This window comes from Wolbachia endosymbiont (group B) of Erebia ligea (assembly GCF_947179575.1).
GTDB classification, from domain to species: domain Bacteria; phylum Pseudomonadota; class Alphaproteobacteria; order Rickettsiales; family Anaplasmataceae; genus Wolbachia; species Wolbachia pipientis_C.
Genome location: NZ_CAMXBW010000002.1, coordinates 589,096 through 606,901, shown reverse-complemented (window position 1 = coordinate 606,901; position 17,806 = coordinate 589,096). Strand labels below are relative to the sequence as shown.

Annotated in this window: 20 protein-coding genes and 1 tRNA gene; 14 read left to right on the top strand and 7 right to left on the bottom strand. The window is 33.9% G+C overall.

The features are described from left to right. Positions 1-39: 39 nt before the first annotated feature. The 4 genes from OM962_RS03530 to ffh all read left to right on the top strand — a co-directional run bounded on the left by OM962_RS03530 (position 40) and on the right by ffh (position 7,098). Complete coding sequence (locus tag OM962_RS03530; protein ID WP_264330827.1) at positions 40-3,105, top strand: WPE palindromic element domain-containing protein; 3,066 nt, start codon at positions 40-42, stop codon at positions 3,103-3,105. Positions 3,106-3,190: 85 nt separating this feature from the next. Beyond that, positions 3,191-3,592 carry a hypothetical protein gene (locus OM962_RS03525; RefSeq protein ID WP_264330826.1) on the top strand — a complete coding sequence of 134 codons (402 nt, stop codon included), beginning with the start codon at positions 3,191-3,193 and terminating at the stop codon, positions 3,590-3,592. A 618-nt stretch (positions 3,593-4,210) separates the two neighbouring features. Continuing rightward, positions 4,211-5,770, top strand: coding sequence for a proton-conducting transporter transmembrane domain-containing protein (locus tag OM962_RS03520; RefSeq protein WP_264330825.1), 1,560 nt, complete (start codon positions 4,211-4,213; stop codon positions 5,768-5,770). After that, complete coding sequence (gene ffh / locus OM962_RS03515; protein WP_264330824.1) at positions 5,755-7,098, top strand: signal recognition particle protein; 1,344 nt, start codon at positions 5,755-5,757, stop codon at positions 7,096-7,098. Before OM962_RS03520 ends, ffh begins: the two co-directional genes overlap by 16 nt. A gap of 213 nt (positions 7,099-7,311) precedes the next feature. On the opposite strand, the gene OM962_RS03510 is transcribed toward ffh, so the two are convergent. The 5 genes from OM962_RS03510 to OM962_RS03490 form a co-directional block, all read right to left on the bottom strand. Further along, entirely contained in the window at positions 7,312-7,794 is a 483-nt protein-coding gene (locus tag OM962_RS03510; RefSeq protein WP_264330460.1) for an IS630 family transposase, read from the bottom strand. A 28-nt stretch (positions 7,795-7,822) separates the two neighbouring features. After that, entirely contained in the window at positions 7,823-7,942 is a 120-nt protein-coding gene (locus tag OM962_RS03505) for a hypothetical protein (RefSeq protein ID WP_264330464.1), read from the bottom strand. Positions 7,943-7,989: 47 nt separating this feature from the next. Continuing rightward, a complete protein-coding gene (locus tag OM962_RS03500; RefSeq protein ID WP_264330453.1) occupies positions 7,990-8,169 on the bottom strand; it encodes a transposase in 180 nt (59 codons plus the stop codon). 128 nt (positions 8,170-8,297) lie between these two features. Continuing rightward, positions 8,298-8,999: an ABC transporter ATP-binding protein gene (locus tag OM962_RS03495; RefSeq protein ID WP_006014440.1), complete on the bottom strand. Its 702-nt coding sequence runs from the start codon at positions 8,997-8,999 to the stop codon at positions 8,298-8,300. Beyond that, positions 8,992-9,774: an MlaE family ABC transporter permease gene (locus tag OM962_RS03490; protein WP_012481974.1), complete on the bottom strand. Its 783-nt coding sequence runs from the start codon at positions 9,772-9,774 to the stop codon at positions 8,992-8,994. The genes OM962_RS03495 and OM962_RS03490 overlap by 8 nt, the downstream gene beginning before the upstream one ends. 231 nt (positions 9,775-10,005) lie before the next feature. Here OM962_RS03490 and rpmF point away from each other — a divergent pair, with 231 nt between their 5' ends. The 4 genes from rpmF (at position 10,006) to OM962_RS03470 (ending at position 12,399) form a co-directional block, all read left to right on the top strand. After that, on the top strand, positions 10,006-10,188 hold the full coding sequence (rpmF, locus tag OM962_RS03485) for a 50S ribosomal protein L32 (RefSeq protein WP_006014434.1): 183 nt from the start codon (positions 10,006-10,008) through the stop codon (positions 10,186-10,188). 8 nt (positions 10,189-10,196) lie between these two features. Further along, positions 10,197-11,234, top strand: coding sequence for a phosphate acyltransferase PlsX (gene plsX, locus OM962_RS03480; protein WP_264330823.1), 1,038 nt, complete (start codon positions 10,197-10,199; stop codon positions 11,232-11,234). Next, on the top strand, positions 11,227-12,183 hold the full coding sequence (locus OM962_RS03475) for a beta-ketoacyl-ACP synthase III (RefSeq protein ID WP_264330822.1): 957 nt from the start codon (positions 11,227-11,229) through the stop codon (positions 12,181-12,183). The genes plsX and OM962_RS03475 overlap by 8 nt, the downstream gene beginning before the upstream one ends. Positions 12,184-12,325: 142 nt before the next feature. Continuing rightward, a tRNA-Arg gene (locus OM962_RS03470) sits at positions 12,326-12,399 on the top strand. Positions 12,400-12,407: 8 nt separating this feature from the next. Here the strand turns inward: OM962_RS03470 and OM962_RS03465 are convergent. Both OM962_RS03465 and OM962_RS03460 read right to left on the bottom strand, forming a co-directional pair. Next, positions 12,408-13,358 carry a complex I NDUFA9 subunit family protein gene (locus OM962_RS03465; protein WP_176691187.1) on the bottom strand — a complete coding sequence of 317 codons (951 nt, stop codon included), beginning with the start codon at positions 13,356-13,358 and terminating at the stop codon, positions 12,408-12,410. 48 nt (positions 13,359-13,406) lie between these two features. Further along, entirely contained in the window at positions 13,407-14,783 is a 1,377-nt protein-coding gene (locus OM962_RS03460; protein WP_264330821.1) for a UDP-N-acetylmuramoyl-tripeptide--D-alanyl-D-alanine ligase, read from the bottom strand. A gap of 184 nt (positions 14,784-14,967) precedes the next feature. On the opposite strand from OM962_RS03460, the gene OM962_RS03455 reads away from it, so the two are divergent. From OM962_RS03455 to OM962_RS03430, 6 genes are read left to right on the top strand one after another with little or no spacing between them, the layout of a single operon-like run. After that, positions 14,968-15,702, top strand: a complete 735-nt coding sequence (locus OM962_RS03455) for a hypothetical protein (protein WP_264330820.1) — start codon at positions 14,968-14,970, stop codon at positions 15,700-15,702. Positions 15,703-15,705: 3 nt separating this feature from the next. Then, positions 15,706-15,987: a hypothetical protein gene (locus tag OM962_RS03450; RefSeq protein WP_319606744.1), complete on the top strand. Its 282-nt coding sequence runs from the start codon at positions 15,706-15,708 to the stop codon at positions 15,985-15,987. 6 nt (positions 15,988-15,993) lie between these two features. After that, positions 15,994-16,362 (top strand): HIT domain-containing protein, encoded by a 369-nt coding sequence (locus OM962_RS03445; RefSeq protein WP_264330818.1) that lies wholly within the window; start codon positions 15,994-15,996, stop codon positions 16,360-16,362. Between the two features lie 17 nt (positions 16,363-16,379). Then, the gene (locus OM962_RS03440) at positions 16,380-16,733 is read left to right on the top strand and encodes an NADH-quinone oxidoreductase subunit A (protein WP_006014410.1); all 354 of its coding nucleotides are present in this window, start codon (positions 16,380-16,382) and stop codon (positions 16,731-16,733) included. After that, the gene (locus OM962_RS03435; RefSeq protein ID WP_264330817.1) at positions 16,724-17,227 is read left to right on the top strand and encodes a NuoB/complex I 20 kDa subunit family protein; all 504 of its coding nucleotides are present in this window, start codon (positions 16,724-16,726) and stop codon (positions 17,225-17,227) included. The genes OM962_RS03440 and OM962_RS03435 overlap by 10 nt, the downstream gene beginning before the upstream one ends. Before the next feature lies 1 nt (position 17,228). Continuing rightward, positions 17,229-17,804 carry an NADH-quinone oxidoreductase subunit C gene (locus OM962_RS03430; protein ID WP_214249946.1) on the top strand — a complete coding sequence of 192 codons (576 nt, stop codon included), beginning with the start codon at positions 17,229-17,231 and terminating at the stop codon, positions 17,802-17,804. Positions 17,805-17,806: the final 2 nt, after the last annotated feature.

The following is a 17,806-nucleotide window of genomic DNA, read 5'->3' as shown; positions in this document are numbered from 1 at the left end:
CATCTGCAAGAAACAGTATGTACACTGTATAGTATAGCGATGCAACTGAATTTCAAAATCTCATTTTCAAACTTATACACTCGTAGTGGATTAATAAAATTAGATGAGACGTTTTTAGATTATATAAAATCGTCCGATGAAAGCTTGTTTTGTTCATTAATTGAAGCAAGAGAAAAAGCAGCTTCTTCTTCGATGTCATCCCAGTGCTTAACACTGGGATCTAGAAAACAAGAAGGATGGATTCCAGCTTGGATGACAGATGATTGTAATAGCCAGTTAATAATAGACCTCTCATATTTACTTGATGAATTTATTGCAAAACTTTTTAATATTGGAAAAGAAGTAGAGAAGCTAAAGAAAAAGCACAACGACTTTGCTGCAATATATAAGTGTAAAAGGTTATTTGTTCAACGCTATGCATTAAAGAAGTACACTGATATAGCAGATATAGATATTGATTATGTTACCAGCAAATTAAATCGCTTTCTTGTCCTACCAACAACAGAAAAAAATTTTGTTGAGCAGGTGATGCGTTGGTTTGAAAATAAAGAGGATCACAAAGAAGAAATAGAACTTGCAGCGCAATATGCGGTGTGGAGAGTGAAAAATAAACAGAGTATACTTTTTAGTATTCACAGAAAAATTGATCACGAAAATCTCGTATCGTTCTTCAAAAAAGAGGTAGACAAAGTTGAGGTATTGTATTCAAGCAAAACAAAAAGACGACATGGTTTTGATCTGACAAGTGAAAAGGTGAGTTTGAGTAAAGCATTGGATAATGCTCATTACTGCGTATTTTGTCATAAGCAAAATAAGGACAGTTGTTCAAAGGGGCTAATTAATAACGACAATACCTTTAAACAGTCCCCACTCAAGGTTGAGCTGCACGGTTGCCCACTAGAGCAGAAAATATCAGAAATGAATCTGGTAAAAAGCGAAGGATACAGCATAGCAAGTCTTGCAATTGTGATGATAGATAACCCATTATGTGCGGCTACTGGACACAGAATATGCAATGACTGCATGAATTCGTGCATATATCAAAAACAAGAACCCGTAAATGTGCCAGCAATTGAAACAAGGATTCTAGATGATGTGCTTAGTTTACCGTATGGATTTGAAATATATTCTCTGCTTAGCCGTTGGAATCCTTTAAATTTTCAGCGTCCATTGCCAAAAGGAAACACTGGAAAAAACGTTCTAGTTGTAGGCCTTGGTCCTGCGGGTTTTAATTTAGCTCATCATTTATTAAACGATGGGCATAACGTTATCGCCATTGATGGACTAAAGATTGAACCTTTGATCGATAATTTACAGCTAATTAAAGATTTTGAACACGAAAAATTGAGTGAACGCACGGCAGATGGGTTTGGTGGAGTGTCAGAATACGGCATTACTTCTAGGTGGGATAAAAATTACTTAAAGATTATTAGATTACTGCTGGAAAGACGTGAGAATTTTGCACTTTATGGAGGCATTCGTTTTGGCAGCACGATAACTGTTGATGACGCATTTAACTTGGGTTTTGATCACATTGCCTTGGCACTTGGCTCTGGTAAGCCACGAATGATCAAAATAAAAAACATACTAGCCCGTGGAGTGCGCATGGCATCTGACTTTCTTATGTCGTTACAACTGACTGGCGCTCTTAAATTTGATTCTATAGCAAATCTGCAAGTTCGTATGCCGATAGTTGTCATAGGTGCAGGACTCACTGCAATTGATACTGCTACTGAAGTTTTAGCTTACTATCCGATTCAAGTAGAAAAATTTCTTCTTCGTTATGAAATATTGGTTGATAAGTATGGAAAGAAATATGTCGAAAAAGATTGGAAAGAAGAGGAATATGAACTTGCAAATGAGCTGATATCACATGCACAATTGATCCGAAAAGAGCAAGAATCAGCAAAAAAAGAGAATAGAGAAGCAAAAATATTGGAACTAATGCAAAGTCTAGGGGGAGTGAAAATTGTATATAGAAAAGAGCTAAAAGATTCACCAAGTTATCGATTAAATAGCGAAGAGGTGCAAAATGCACTATCAGAAGGGATTTACTTTATTGAAAACTTAGAGCCGATTGAAGTTGTAACAGATAAATATAACCACGCTGAATCAATAAAACTAATAGACACAAAATCTGATGAAATCAAGCATATAAAAGCACGTTCTATTTTTATAGCAGCAGGTACTGAGCCAAATACAGTTATTGCAACAGAAGATAAAAAGCATTTTAAATTAAGTAACGGATATTTTACTCATTTGAATTCATCGGGAAAAGAAATAGATCCTATCTTTTCTCCTAAGATGCAGAATAAAGACAGAATATTAGTATATAAGCAAGGCAATAAAACAATTAGCTTTTTTGGTGATCTTCATCCTTCGTATAGCGGCAGCGTCGTGAAAGCTATGGCAAGCGCTAAGAATGGTTACCCTATCATTTCTCAGCTTTTGAATAGAGTTAATAGCTTCATTTATGTCACTCCGGCTAGAATCTCGGAGTCATATGCACAATTGTATGAATGTTGTAATATAAGAGTAACTTTCACCAAAAAAGATGTCATTCCAGTGCCCAGACACTGGAATCCAGAAAACTTAATTTTGAATGAGTACACCAGATGGTTGTATAGTCAGAACTGGATTCCAGTGTCAGCTATTTGCACGACACCACCTGCTATGCGAATTACCTACAAATTGCAGAATTTGCACACTAAAGCGTCACGCGCTGGAATAATATCAGAACACCTAGCTAACAAAGAATTTTTCAATAAAATCAAAGAGCAATTCACTGCAAAGGTTATAAAAGTTCAATATTTAACAAACAAAGTTGTGGAAATAGTGATCAAAGCACCACTTGCGGCAAAGAATTTTAAACCTGGACAATTCTTTAGGTTGCAAAATTTTGAAACCAATAGCAGAAAAGCCAATAATACAAACCTTGCTATGGAAGGTATAGCAGTAACCGGCACTGAAGTAGACAAAAAAAAAGGATTTATTTCCACTATTGTGCTTGAAACTGGCGGTTCCACTAATTTATGTAAATGTTTTAAAAAAGGTGAACAAGTAATTCTTATGGGTCCAACTGGGAGTCCTACTGAGATTGGTTAAACCTATTTTGTACTAATTATACCATAATGTATATTATTTATTAATAAATCTATACTACAATAATGATTTTTATTAAGGTAGTATTATGACACATCAGTTAATATTCACACTTCCAAAAGAAAGCTACTCTATAGCTATAGGACCATGTTCTGCAAAAAGTAGAAAGTGTAAGGAGTTTATAGCAAAAAACGAAGACGTAGGTATGAAATTTCTTATTTCTACTAAAGATGATACTGGCAAAACAGGAAAAATGTCCCTTTGTAAAGATAATAACGGTCAAGATGAGTGTACAACATCCTACACAGTTCAATTTCCAGTAATTTATAATGATCTTTTTAATGATAGCTTGAGCTACGTAAGTGTTCTTTTGGATCATGATAAAGGACATTTAACTAGGATGCGCAATGAATTCGATAAATATAATATTGATTACACAGTTATGGACAATGATACAACACAGAATGTGTTGTCAGAGGTTTTTATATAATCTAATTTTCATTATACAGCTACTCAGAGCTCTCTTGGTTCCATTATCTCTACTCGAATGCCGTTATTACAGTGCTTGATACAGGGATCTATAGATAAACAATTTAATATTCCACTACGTGTTAGCGGAACCTATCTATATCATTATCCAAAAAACATAAAAAACTAAATTAACGAAGAATTCTTTAATAGAATCAGATATTGCGAAGAGCATAAAAGTCGAATGAGTGCATTAAAAACTGGCAGCTCCATTATATTTATGCAAATACTGAAGAGAAAGCGAGTAAATAACTCTCAACTGACAGACTTAATGAAGTTCTAGATATTAAAGTGATGCCAAACTTTATTTCAAAAAGTAAATAATTTACTAACGCTCGTGCACAAATTAAAAATAAATTATGCACGAGTGTAGCACTGTGAATTAGGAGTGCTATATTAAAGCTTACCTCACTATTAAAGCTATCGGTCAGATTAGATTAAAAACCTAATCTGACCGGTTTCTCTATAACCTTCTAAACCCTGATATAATTATATGGTAATTAGCTTAACTAGTGGTTAATATGCAAATTGATTTTATTTGTATGTTGAGGTAGCATAAACCATACTGTTTTACATCATTGTGCAACTTTATAAATTTTTATTGCTACTTCTATTGACTACATTAATAGTGATAGTCCTAATATTACCTGAAAATTTAGGTACTACACTGAATTGCTCTCATCCAGTTCTAAATTTTGATTTATCTTTTCGTATCATACTAATATCTTTTTTATCAGTTGCATTTTTAGCTGTTCTACCAGCACAAAATTTGACTTTTTCAGAAATGCTATCTTTTGCTGCTTACACTATTAGTTCACTTTATGCAGTTTTATCTGAACATATGATATTGGTTATAATATTCTGTGAATTAATGACCGTCAGTGCATTTTTTACTATCGCAGCTGGCTGTAGAGATAGTGGACCTACAATAAGGTACGCTTGTGTACACTTTTTCGTTGGAGTTATATTAATAGCAGGATTGGCACTTCAAAGCACTAACCTGATGATTTTGGGTTTATTGATAAACTGCGCTTGTTTTCCTTTTTCGTTTTGGATTGTTGATGCATATCCTGCTGCATCGCTACATGGCACCACATATCTCTCTTTATTTACCACTAAAGTCTCTTTTTTAGTGATGCTTTTACACACTTATAACCTATGGCAAGATTGTACTGAAATATTAGCGCTTGTAGGCGCCATCACTGCAATTTACAGCATTATATTTGCTTCTCTTGAGCAAAATATTCGAAGATTTTTATGCTATAACGTTGTAGGACAAATGGGCTTGCTGATTATTGCAGGAAGTTTGCTCAGTCCTTCGGAAAAAGCAATACCAATTTTGATACTGCATATAATTTTCTCTCTTGTTTATCAATCATTATTGTTTGTGGTCAGTAATTCGATTATTTTACAAACAAAAACAATTAGTTTTAATGGAGTGGGTAAACTGATGTCAGTGGAAGGCATGTGTGCTATAATCGCAATACTTACAATGGCTGCATTTCCTGGAACCGTTGGATTTATCAGTAAATCATATATCACAGCTGAAATTGAAATGAACACTGTTGCCTTAAAAGGGTATAAAAATTTATATAAGCTTCTAAATTTGCTGCTTCATTTAAGCGTGGGACTAAAGTTTCTTTATTACTTATTTATTGCAAAAAGTAAGTCAAAACCTTTAGCAGAGAGGGGAGGCAAAATGACTATGATTATTTTAGCATTTATATGCGTAATCGCTGGCAATCCTTACTTACCTATTTATAATAAATCTTCGATTTTCGATTTTGTGTACAACACAAAAAATATTTTGTCGCAATTTAATTTGTTACTATGTACCACTTTATTGTTTATTCCTTTACGCAAGTTATTTTACCCGAGAGTAAATTTTAAAATGGATGTTGATTGGACTTTTAGAGCTTTCATACCCTATATTGTCTTGCTGTTCAATCAACTGGTCCTTAAAGTGAGAGAAATGTCTGCCAATGTACTGCAAAACTTGACTAATTCACTTACTAGTTTATACTTTAATAATATTACCAAACTTAAAGAAGTGCTGAGTTATAACTCAGTGAGTTTTGTTTCAGTTTCTTCTCTCTTTTTAATGAGTATTCTACTAATGCTATTATGTTTAAATCGTTAACCGAAAGTTTAAATTCCGTATTTAGTAAACTGAGAGGAAAGTCAATCATTTCTGAAGATGATTTTAATCTTGCCATGCGTGAAATACGTATAGCTTTAATTGAAGCTGACGTTTCACTTGAAGTTGCGAAAAAATTCATCAATGACATTAAAGATAAAGTGATCGGGGAAAAAGTCATAAAAAGTGTTTCCCCAGCGCAAATGATAATCAAAATTGTGCAGGATAATTTAGTTGCAGTTCTCGGATCAGAGAAAAGCGACTTAAACCTAGCAACTAAACCCCCTGCTGTGATTATGATGGTGGGCTTACAAGGTGCAGGTAAAACAACTACCTCAGGAAAGCTTGCTTTAAAACTAAAAAAGCAAAAGAAAAAAGTGATGCTTGCCTCTTTAGACATTTATAGGCCTGCTGCCCAGAAACAACTTGAGGTGCTGGGTAAACAAATAGACGTACAAACTTTATCTATAGTAAGAAATGAAGGGCCTATTGCAATTACAAAAAGGGCACTAGCAGCAGCAAAGAACGATAATTATGATGTATTAATACTAGACACCGCAGGCAGGCTTCATATTGACAATAATATGATGAATGAGTTGAAAGTCGTAAAGGAAATAGCTTCACCTACAGAAGTTATTTTAGTAGCCGACGCAATGATAGGCCAGGATGCGGTCAATATTGCCAAATCATTCAATGAGGTAATAGGTGTAACTGGCATTATTCTCACCCGTGTTGATGGTGATGCACGTGGTGGTGCTGCTCTTTCTATGAAAATGATCGCCAATTGTCCAATTAAATTTATTGCTTGTGGTGAAAAATTAAGTGACCTCGATGATTTTTATCCCGATAGAATTGCAAAAAGGATACTTAGCATGGGTGATGTTGTATCATTGGTTGAAAAAGCTGCTGAGATTGTTGGTCAGGAAGAAATTGATAAGTTACAAAAGAAAGTAAAAAAGGGTAAATTCGACCTAAACGACCTAGTGGGAATGTTAAAAACTCTGAGTAAAATGGATGGCATTAGCAACATAATGAAATTCATCCCTAGTTCATTCACAAAAAAGCTAAGTAGCAGTGTGCCAGATGACAATAAAGTGAAAAAATATATAGCCATCATAAACTCAATGACCGAAAAAGAAAGGCAAAATCCAGATATTTTAAATGGCAAAAGAAGACTTAGAATTTCTAAGGGGTCCGGAACAAGTGTAACTGACGTTAATCTTCTAATTAAGCAGTATAATCAAATGAGCTCTATGGTGAATAAGTTCAGTAAAGTTGACCATAGTAAACTCAAAGAATCTGATTTGATGGATATGCTAAGCAGAAAGTAAGTCAGCAGGTAGTGGAATGAAATAAAATCATCAGTTGTAATTGCTGTTGAATAGTAAAGTATATTATTTTAGCGTGAAGTAATAAATTCAATAAATTTCTTCAGTTGGAATTGGCATGATAATAAAAATTGATACAAGTTACTTTATCTATATTTAATGCGCTGTTTTATAGCTAACACACTATACCACCGTAGCACTACACTATAGTATTTTCTAAAATGGATGATAAAGTTCCATTATGGTATTACCAACCAAAAGCTGTAAGTCTGTATATTTATACATGAGAGGTCTGAGGCGGCTTTTGATGGTATGCCAACAGTATTCTATAGGATTCAAATCTGGTGAATATGTTGGAAGATACAGCAAATGACAGCCAAAAGACTCTATTAATGATTTTGTTTTAGTGGTCTTATGAAATGTAGCATTATCCATAACTATAGTTGTGCCAAGTGGCAATTTAGGTAATAACATCTTCTCCAACCATGTATTGAATACCTCTTTGTCACACCCACCTTTGAAAGTCATTGGTGCAATAAATCTCTTTCCAATCCACCCGGCTACTATACTGATTCTCTCTCGAGTTCTCCCTGGAATATCTGCATAAATTTTCTTTCCTCTTGGAGCGCGTCCATATTCTCGGTATAACTTATTATCAACTCCTGCTTCATCTATATATAAGATGCTGGAATGGTCTATTTTTGAGATTTTATCAATAAATTGCTCCCTATCTTCTTGATTGCGCTCTTGATATAGTGTGACTTTTTTTTAAAGTAATTTTTAGCTGTTTTAGTCTATACCAAATTGAGTTTATTCCAAATCCAAGATTTTGTTTCATCTCTGCCAGAGTATGATCTGGATTCTTTGTAACATATTCTTCGAGTATTTTGGGGTCTATTTTTCGAATAAAGCTACCGTTTTAGATGGCTTGAGGCTTTCACCAGCAGCTTTCTTTTTTAACCAACGGTACAGAGTTGCTATTCCTATCTCCATAAGCTCTGCTACCTCAACCTTTGTCTTACCTTTTTCTATCATCAATACTGCCTTTTCCCTTAAATCCACACTATATGCCATTATAACTCAAATACTTTATTATACCTTTATCATTTACTTTAGGAAATACTATAGTAACAGACCGAAGGTTATCGATATCTCAAGTTAGGCTAGTTACAGCATCCACAATATCGTTTGTAAACCTGTAGCTATATACAATAAATGAACTTTTTTATATATTCGTTGTTAGTATTTTGTATTTCCTGAACAGTTCCGTGAAAAATGATCTCCCCTTCATATAATACTGCTATTTTGTCAGCTATTTTAAATGCACTATGAATATCATGTGTAATCGTGATAATTGTAGGACGAAGATCTTGAGATAATTTTATTATTATCTCGTTTACTACATCTGACATGATTGGGTCTAATCCTGAAGTTGGCTCATCCAATACAATAATTTCTGGGTTGTGTGCAATTGCTCTTGCAAGTGCCACTCTTTTCTTCATTCCACCTGATAGTTCTACTGGAAACATGTCTGCTATGTTTGCTTCCAGTCCAACGTCATTTAACTTCTCGATTGCTAGGCGTTTTGCCTCCTTTATGCTGATATTAAAGCGTTTTTTATAATTAAAAGATATATTTTCCCACACTGTAACGTAGTCAAACAAAGCGGAATTTTGAAATAAGACTCCAAATTTATTTTTGCTTTTACTATTTATTTTAATAGACCCTGAGTCTGGTGTCAGTAATCCAATAATTATTTTTGTTAATACAGATTTACCACTTCCTGAGCCGCCAAGTATGACTAATGATTCTCCTTTCGATATATTGAAAGTTATGTTGTTTAATATCGTTCTATCATCAAAGGATAAGCTTAGATTCAATATTGATATTATGGGGCTATGCATGTATTAAAGTAATCAAGTAATTTGCTAAAATTATCAATATAGAGGATATAACAACAGTTGATGTTGTTGCAATACCTACTCCTCGTGCACCTTCCCTACAATGGTAACCGTAATAACAACTTGAAACAGAAATTATGGCGCCAAAAGCAGTCGCTTTCATTAGCCCAACAATAAAATCGTACATATTAAAGAATTGAGCTGTATATTTTATGTATATATTTAAATTGTGGTTAAATTCAAAGACTGCGGTGACATACCCTCCAAATATTCCTATTAGATCTGCACATACTGTAAGTATTGGAAATACTATAACTGACGCTAGAATTCTTGGTACAATTAAATATTTGAAAGGATTGATGTCCAAAGTTGTAAGTGCATCTATTTGTTCAGTGATGCGCATCGTGCCAATTTCTGCTGCAATTGAGGACCCAACCTTTCCTACCATTATTAAGCTGATCAAAACTGGCCCTAACTCTTTAATGATAGTGATCGTAACAAGTTTAGGTACTACTTGTTCTTGATTAATCAATATACCACTTAAGCTACTCTGTAAAACTATCACTGCTCCTATAAAAACTCCAGTGAGCCCAACAATTGGCAAAGAGAAAAAGCCTATCTCTATAATTTGTCTTGCCACATTGCTAAAATAATATGGAGGAATAAAGCAGTGGTATAGAGATTGAATAAAAAATACAAATGCGTTACCAATCCTCAACAGAAAGTTCATAAAGCATCTACCGATTATTCTAACGCTGTCTATATTAAAGGAACTCACTTTACATTTATCTTAGCTAAAATTAGTTTTACTGATTTTATTAAAATTTTTATTAACTTCGCCAGAGTATAGTCAAGATATGTCTTAAGTTCAATATACTTTGATCAAAATGCTTGAGTTTAAGTTTATAAGACTGAATTGTATAAGAAAACCTTACTTATTTCGCTATTTACTTCTTGTAAAAAACATGCTACTAATAAATTGTGTTATATAGTTGAATTGGAGTAAGTTTTGGCAGTTCCAAAGAGAAAAAAGTCAAAGTCAAGGCGTAATATGCATCGTTCTCATCATGCTATTAAGCCTAAGAATATTGTGGTATGTGCAACAACTGGAGAATTCATGTTGCCTCACAACATAGCAGTTGACAATAGTTACAAAGGAAAACGTGTTTTCATTAAACAAAAGGCGGAGTAACTCATGATATGTTACCCACGGTCAACAACAACATAGTTATCGCACTTGATGCTATGGGAGGGGATTTTGCACCTCTCTCCGTAATTCAGGGTGCTAGTTTTTTCTTGGATAATCTTGTTGACCCAGGTGTTGAAGTTTTTTTTCATATTTATGGAGATCAGAAAGAAATATCTCCTTTGCTTTCAAAATACAAAAAAGTAAGCGATAACTCCGAATTTACCCATTGCTCTGATAATGTTCTCCCAAATGATAAACCCTCTTTTGCACTTAGACATCGCAAAGATTCAAGTATGAAGGCAGCTGTTGAAGCAGTGAAAAAAGGTAAAGCTTTTGGGATGGTGTCTTCAGGCAACACTGGAGCATTGATGGCTATCTCCAGATTTATTTTAGGAACATTACCCAATATCTATCGTCCTGCTATTGCATCTGTCTGTCCAACTAAGACAAAAAGCTTTGCATTGCTTGATCTTGGTGCAAATGTTGACTGTAATACTGACTCATTATTTCAATTTGCATTAATGGGGAGTATATTTGCAAAAATAGCATTAAAAGTTGAAAATCCTGAAGTTGCTTTGCTAAACATTGGTACAGAAGAAGTGAAAGGTACTGACTCAGTAAGAGGAGCTTTTGAGTTACTCAAAAATGCTCCAAGTATTAACTTCAAAGGATATATAGAGGCAAGTGAATTTTTAGATGGTAATATAGACGTAATTGTTGCTGATGGTTTTGTTGGTAATGTAATGCTCAAGACAGCTGAGGCAACTGCTGGTACTTTTATCAGTCTAATAAAACAGGAAGTATTTAATTCATGGATGACAAAAATGCTTGTCGGCATATTGTTGAAACCCAAGCTAAATAAAGCATTAGAACGTTTTAATCCTAAAATTAGAAGTGGAGCTATGTTTTTAGGGCTAAATGGTATCATTATAAAGAGCCACGGAAATTCTGATGCTATTTCTTTTGCTCACGCTATGAAATTTGCAGTAAATGCAATCAGTCAAAATTTAAACCAGAAGATAATTAACGGGGTAAGTCATATTGAATAAAAGTTTCATATTAAGCACTGGTTCTTACCTACCAAAAAAAATTTTGAGTAATAACGAAATTGCATCGATAGTTGAAACAAACGATGAATGGATAAGGCAAAGAACAGGAATAGTTCAAAGACATATAGCAGATGAAGAAGAATTAACGTCAGATCTAGCTGTTAATGCAGCAAAAAATGCTATAGAAAAAGCGAAAATTTCAATAGATGAAATTGGTTTGATCATAGTTGCAACAACAACACCTGACAAAACTTTTCCTAGCTGTGCAACGATTATACAAAGTAAATTAAAGTGTAAAAACGCATTTGCTTTTGATGTACAGGCGGCATGCTCTGGTTTTATATATGCAGTTACAGTTGCTGATTCACTTATAAAGTCTAACGATAGAATTAAATACGCGCTTGTTATTGGTGCTGAAATAATGTCTAGGATTGTTGATTGGGAAGATAGGTCAACTTGTGTACTCTTTGGTGATGGTGCTGGTGCAGTGATAATGAAATCAGAAATGAGTAGCAGTAGCATTATATCAACAAACTTACACTCTGATGGCAATGTGGACTTATTATGTACAAACGGAGGAATATCCTCTACTCGTGATTCTGGAAAGATACTTATGAATGGAAGAGAAGTGTTTAAACATGCAGTAGAGAAATTAACAGCCTCAGTAGAGGAAACTCTAAAATGCAATAGTTTGAAGATTACTGATATTGACTGGTTAATTCCCCATCAAGCAAACATTCGTATTATTGAAGCAGTAGTAAAGAAATTAGATTTTCCTATAGAGAAAGTGATTAATACCGTTGATAAGCATGCAAACACCTCAGCAGCATCAATTCCACTGGCCTTAGACTATGCAATACAAGAATCAAAAATAAAATCAGGAAATCTGGTACTGCTGATTTCAATAGGTGCAGGCCTGACCTGGGGTTCTGTGTTACTGCGCTATTAGACTTCCTATTACCCACGCTTCTTTTTTCTCAGTTTTATCGTTACATGCTGTACTGACAAAGTTTTGAGATATTATCACAAACATTATATTCACAAGAAATACTTGACTTCACGTGTACTAAGAAGCATTTTATATATGATGTGTGCCCGTAGCTCAGTTGGATAGAGCAACAGCCTTCTAAGCTGTGGGTCGTAGGTTCGAATCCTACCGGGCACATTCTTCTATCAATGCTTTCTATAAATTTTCAAGTATTCTGGTACCACATTTTCAATTGCTAGTGGTCTAATTTTCATTGTTCCGAGATCATCTGACTTTTCGATTGAACTACTCATCATAACTTTCACCTGATCTCGAGTAAGTATAGGGCTTGCATCTCCGGTTATAGGTTTTAACAGCACAGAAACAACTTTACTTTCTAAGAAAAAGGCTATCAATCTTGCCATTGGAAAAGGTACATTGATCAGTAGACACTTTCTGTTAGTCACATTCAGAATAAACTTTAATAAGCTTTTAAAAGAGTAAACTTTTGGTCCACCTATATTATAAATTTTTTTATCTTGCTTATTAAAGCTGATAATACGGTATACCACTTCAGCTAAGTTTGTTACACATATCGGCTGAAACTTCGTTATTCCACTACCGATTAACGGCAAAAAAGGAAGAATTGTTGCTAATCTTGCAAATTTATTGAAGAAACTATCTTCTTTACCGAATACAAGACTTGGCTTAATTATTATTGCTCCCTGAAATGCTGAAGTTACAGCTTTTTCACCTTCTAATTTACTGTGGGCGTATCTTGACAGCTTACTATTTTCTATTCCCATGGCAGAAAAATGTATCATCATGTATACACTTTTTATTTGCGCAGCTTTTGCTATTCTTTCAGCTACTCCAACATGAACGTCATAGAAATCGTATTTTCTTTTTTCATATAATATTCCTACTAAATTTATAACAACATCACACCCCTCCATACTTTCTAAAATTGATTTTTCATTAAAAAAATCTCCTTCAATTATTGATATTTGTCCTAAATTTCCACATAACTTCAGACAAGCAGCTTTTTCCTGATCACGAGTAAATATTCTTATTAAATACCCCGCCGCTGCCAAGCGTCTTACGATGTGTTTTCCTATAAATCCCGTTCCACCAAAAATAACTATACGTTTTATCACAGTTAAAACTTCCAATAACTTAACTTTAAATTAATACAATAGTTTTATTTAATATTCTATTGTGAATTCCTGCACTATAAGGTCCATTCTCATTCCATGAGAACCTTTAACTAAAATTACATCATTACCTTGAACAATATTAGCTAAATTACTTTTCAATTGGTTAGAATCATCGAAATGCATGCCTTTTATATTCTCCGGTAAAAGTTTATTCAATTCTAACATAAATTTACCAACTGTATGAACTTTATTCACATTTTGTTCTACTATAGAGTCAAGCAATTCTGTATGAAATACTATGCTTTCATTACCAAGTCCTAACATATCGCCAAGTAGTGCCACTTTTCTTAAATTAGAATATGTACCTAAAGTTCTTATTGCAGCCTTCATTGAAGTAGGGTTAGCATTATAGGAGTCGTTAATCAAATGTACTAATTTTCCATTGTATTTAGCTTGATGAACATTACCTCTACCTTCTGTTACAGTAAAATTCTCAAGTGCTAGTGGTAATTTAGATAAATCAAGTTCGAGACTTTGCAAAACTGCTGTAACAACTAATGCAGAGTATGCAAAATGTTCGCCTTTTACAGGTAAATTACAGTTCATAATTTGACCACTGTTCAGTTTGATTTTTAAATTTAGACCGTTATCGTCTCTTATTAGGTCTAACAAACAAACAGTAGCACTTTCATTCTTACCAAAGCTTACTACATTTCTGTTAGCATTTGATAAGAGATAATCATAATGTTCATTATCCTTATTCAAAACCAAAGTACCATTATTTTTCATACCATGTAGAATTTCTAATTTCGCTTGCGCAATATCAAGTAGAGATGAAAAATTTTCAACATGCGCAGGTTCAATGTTGGTAATAACTGCAATATCCGGATTGCTAATCTCCGATAACTCTTTTATTTCACCAGCTCTACTCATTCCTATTTCAAGGATTAAATACTGGCAGTCTTCTGGCGCTTTTAGAATCGTAAAAGGCAATCCTATATTATTATTCAAGTTACCTTCATTTACATGAGATACTCCATAATGCAACAAAACAGTGTTAAGCATATCTTTTGTAGTGGTTTTCCCAACACTACCTGTAATTGTGATAACTTTAGCATTAACAAGAATATTTCTAATGTAATATGATGCCATATTATGCAAAGCTTTTAGAGTATCTTGCACAATAATTAGAGGAAAATTTCTATATTTATCTTCGCTTACTACCGCAGCAACAGCTCCTTTTAAAAATGCTTCATGTAGAAAATCATGCCCATCAAATTTCTTTCCCTTGAGAGCAATAAATAAATCACCTTTTTTTATGCTTCTTGTATCCGTTGAAATATTTGAGCTATACACCGAATTACAAACACCATCCCCTCTTCCGCCAGTAGCATCGATAATATTATTTGCGTTCCATTTTAACATAATTTATCTTTAAAGGTAATTTGAACAAGAAAAGCAGCAAAAATACTACATACTTTGGTAATGTACAAATAATGATTGCTATCTCTATAATTTCATCTTATAATAAATATACAAGCTTAAATATTTTCGTCTATAATTGGGTGTATTTTACTATCTGATTGTAGAAAGTGACTTGGAGGTATGTATGGCAAAAGATGAGTTAAATAAAAAGTCTATTTTGGCTAGGATAAAAGGCGTGTTTTTTCTTGTGCCTAAAGCACTTATTTATCCTATAAAGAAACCGTTTGCTTCAATTGATGAAATGAAGCATGATGCTAAAGTTTCATTAAAAAAGGCTGTGAGTGATGTACCTAAAGAAGAAGAGAAATATGACCCACCTATAAAAACCACAGAAGCTAGTAAGTACCTTGGTATACAAATAACAAAACAAGAAAAAGGTAAGGTAAGTTTTTTAGCGTCAAGAACTTTAACGGGGGATATACCTTACTTGAGTCCAGAGAAGTTAGATAAAATAAGGAAAGATCTGCCAAATATAACTATTTTTAGAGAAGAAAACAAAATTGTAATTGAAGTTGATGTTGAAAAGATTATCAAAGAAATAAAAGATAAAAATCCAGGTATAGATGAAAAAGTAATGAAAAAGTACGCTCTTGAAGGAATTTATAATAAAATTGATTGTGATCTCAAAAATTTGGCAAAAATTACTGGTGGAGAGTTTAAAGTTCACACAGACCGAAAGTTGCTGTATGATATTGCAGAAAAGTTGTATAGTGGATACGATAGTAAAAAGCAGCAGTCAAAGGAAGTTGTAAGTCCCACGGATAAAGAAAAGTCATCAGAGAAAATTCTAAATAATTGGCAAAAAGCTATTAAACAAGATTTTGAAAGTTGCGAAAGCATAAGAGGTAGGGGGAAATAAATTATGGAGAGTGTTATGAAAGAAGTTAAAATAGAGGAAAGGTATCATAGCCTAACTATTCCTGGAGATATGTATCATTTACAACCAGAAGTTATTGCTGCAAGAAGGGCAAATAGAATAGAAACGTTTTCAAAAAGACACCAAATGGACTATGGGTCAGTTTTACGTGGACAAGATATACAGCTAAAAGACGTTTCAAGTCTTGAAGATGCTTCTAGCGAAGCAGCAATAAGCCCACCTTCTACACCAAATCATAAGCAAAATAGAAGAGGACCAGGAATTTAATAAAGTATGGTTAGTACAGCTTATGATGACAATAATATCTTTGCTAAGATATTAAGAGGTGAGTTGTCTTATGAGGAAATACACAAAAATGAAAATGTGCTAGCTTTTCGTGATAAGTATCCTGATGCACCAGTTCATATTCTAGTTATACCAAAAGCTCAATACGTTTCATATGATGATTTTGTTCTGAAAGCTTCCGAAGAGGAAATAGTAAGTTTTTTTAAAACTGTTAGAGAAATAGCACATAAATATAACTTAGAAAAAACAGGATATAGATTAGTTACTAATCACGGTAAAGATGGAGAGCAAGTTATACCGCACTTTCACATACATATTTTAGGTGGTAAAAGATTAGGAAAGCATGTAAATTCATAGTGTTATATGTTTTTTAAATGAGTGAATATTTAACCATATTAATTTTTATCTGTGTATCAATTGTAGTATCCTTTACTTTAGGTGTATTACCTATGTTTCTTGCAGTCAGTAACCCAGATGGTGAAAAGCTTTCTACATATGAGTGTGGCTTTAATCCTTTATCAAGAGCCAGAAAAAGTTTCGACATAAAATTTTACTTAGTTGCAATATTGTTCATAATATTCGATTTAGAAATTGCTTTTCTTTTCCCTTGGGCCGTTTCTTTATCTAAAATAAGCTATTGCGGATTTTGGTCTATGATGATATTCCTTGCAATACTTACTATAGGCTTTATTTATGAGTGGTGTAAAGGTGCGTTGGAATGGAAGTAAATTTATCTAATGGCGACTGGAATCGTTACAAAAAAGAAGGTTTTCTTATCACTAAATTTGGCGATTTAATAGATTATATAATGAACTGGGCAAGGTCTGGTTCATTGTGGCCAATGACATTTGGTCTTGCATGTTGCGCAGTAGAGATGATGCACACTGCATCCAGTCGTTATGATCTTGATAGATATGGCATAATCTTTCGTGCAAGCCCAAGGCAAGCAGATGTTATGATTGTTGCTGGCACGTTAACTAATAAAATGGCAGCAGCATTGCGTAAAGTTTATGATCAAATGGCGGACCCCAAATACGTCGTTTCTATGGGAAGTTGTGCAAATGGCGGTGGCTATTATCATTATTCTTACTCAGTAGTCCGTGGTTGCGACAGAATTGTACCAGTTGATGTATATGTTCCTGGATGCCCTCCAACTGCTGAGGCGTTACTATATGGAATGCTATGTCTACAAAATAAAATAAAACGAACTAAGAATATATAGCATGGATAAAACTGCAAAATACATACAAAAAAAGACTAAATGTGAATGTATTCAGAAAAATGATGGCACTATTGTAATATATTCAGCTTTGAATGACATTGAAAATCACTTACTCTTTCTACGTGATGATGAAAAGTGTAGGCTTGAATTATTAGTTGACGTTTTTGGAGTTGACTACCCAGATAGAAAAAAACGTTTCGAGCTAATATACAATTTGCTCAGCCTTGTGCACAATATCAGAGTGCACATAAAGCTTCAGTTATGTGAAGGTGATATACCTCTAAGTGCAGCAAAGATATTTAACGCAGCTTCGTGGTTTGAGCGTGAAGTATTTGATATGTATGGAATAGAGTTTTCTAATCACCCAGATTTACGTAGGATTTTAACGGATTATGGATTCAAAGGTCATCCAATGTTAAAAGATTTTCCTCTCACTGGCTACGAGGAAGTAAGATACGATATAGAGGCAAAAAAGGTTGTATATAATCCTATAGACTTACCGCAAGATTTTCGTATGTTTGACAGCTTATCCCCTTGGGAAGGTAGTAAAGCCACAAAAGTAAATATAAAGGAGTAGAA

Excerpts from the sequence above, each read along its gene's own strand:
- OM962_RS03530 (WP_264330827.1), top strand. The coding sequence starts at position 40 with ATGCAACTGAATTTCAAAATCTCATTTTCAAACTTATACACTCGTAGT.
- OM962_RS03525 (WP_264330826.1), top strand. The coding sequence starts at position 3,191 with ATGACACATCAGTTAATATTCACACTTCCAAAAGAAAGCTACTCTATA.
- ffh (WP_264330824.1), top strand. The coding sequence starts at position 5,755 with ATGTTTAAATCGTTAACCGAAAGTTTAAATTCCGTATTTAGTAAACTG.
- OM962_RS03500 (WP_264330453.1), bottom strand. The coding sequence starts at position 8,169 with ATGGCATATAGTGTGGATTTAAGGGAAAAGGCAGTATTGATGATAGAA.
- OM962_RS03495 (WP_006014440.1), bottom strand. The coding sequence starts at position 8,999 with ATGCATAGCCCCATAATATCAATATTGAATCTAAGCTTATCCTTTGAT.
- plsX (WP_264330823.1), top strand. The coding sequence starts at position 10,197 with ATGTTACCCACGGTCAACAACAACATAGTTATCGCACTTGATGCTATG.
- OM962_RS03460 (WP_264330821.1), bottom strand. The coding sequence starts at position 14,783 with ATGTTAAAATGGAACGCAAATAATATTATCGATGCTACTGGCGGAAGA.
- OM962_RS03455 (WP_264330820.1), top strand. The coding sequence starts at position 14,968 with ATGGCAAAAGATGAGTTAAATAAAAAGTCTATTTTGGCTAGGATAAAA.
- OM962_RS03450 (WP_319606744.1), top strand. The coding sequence starts at position 15,706 with ATGGAGAGTGTTATGAAAGAAGTTAAAATAGAGGAAAGGTATCATAGC.
- OM962_RS03445 (WP_264330818.1), top strand. The coding sequence starts at position 15,994 with ATGGTTAGTACAGCTTATGATGACAATAATATCTTTGCTAAGATATTA.
- OM962_RS03440 (WP_006014410.1), top strand. The coding sequence starts at position 16,380 with ATGAGTGAATATTTAACCATATTAATTTTTATCTGTGTATCAATTGTA.
- OM962_RS03435 (WP_264330817.1), top strand. The coding sequence starts at position 16,724 with ATGGAAGTAAATTTATCTAATGGCGACTGGAATCGTTACAAAAAAGAA.
- OM962_RS03430 (WP_214249946.1), top strand. The coding sequence starts at position 17,229 with ATGGATAAAACTGCAAAATACATACAAAAAAAGACTAAATGTGAATGT.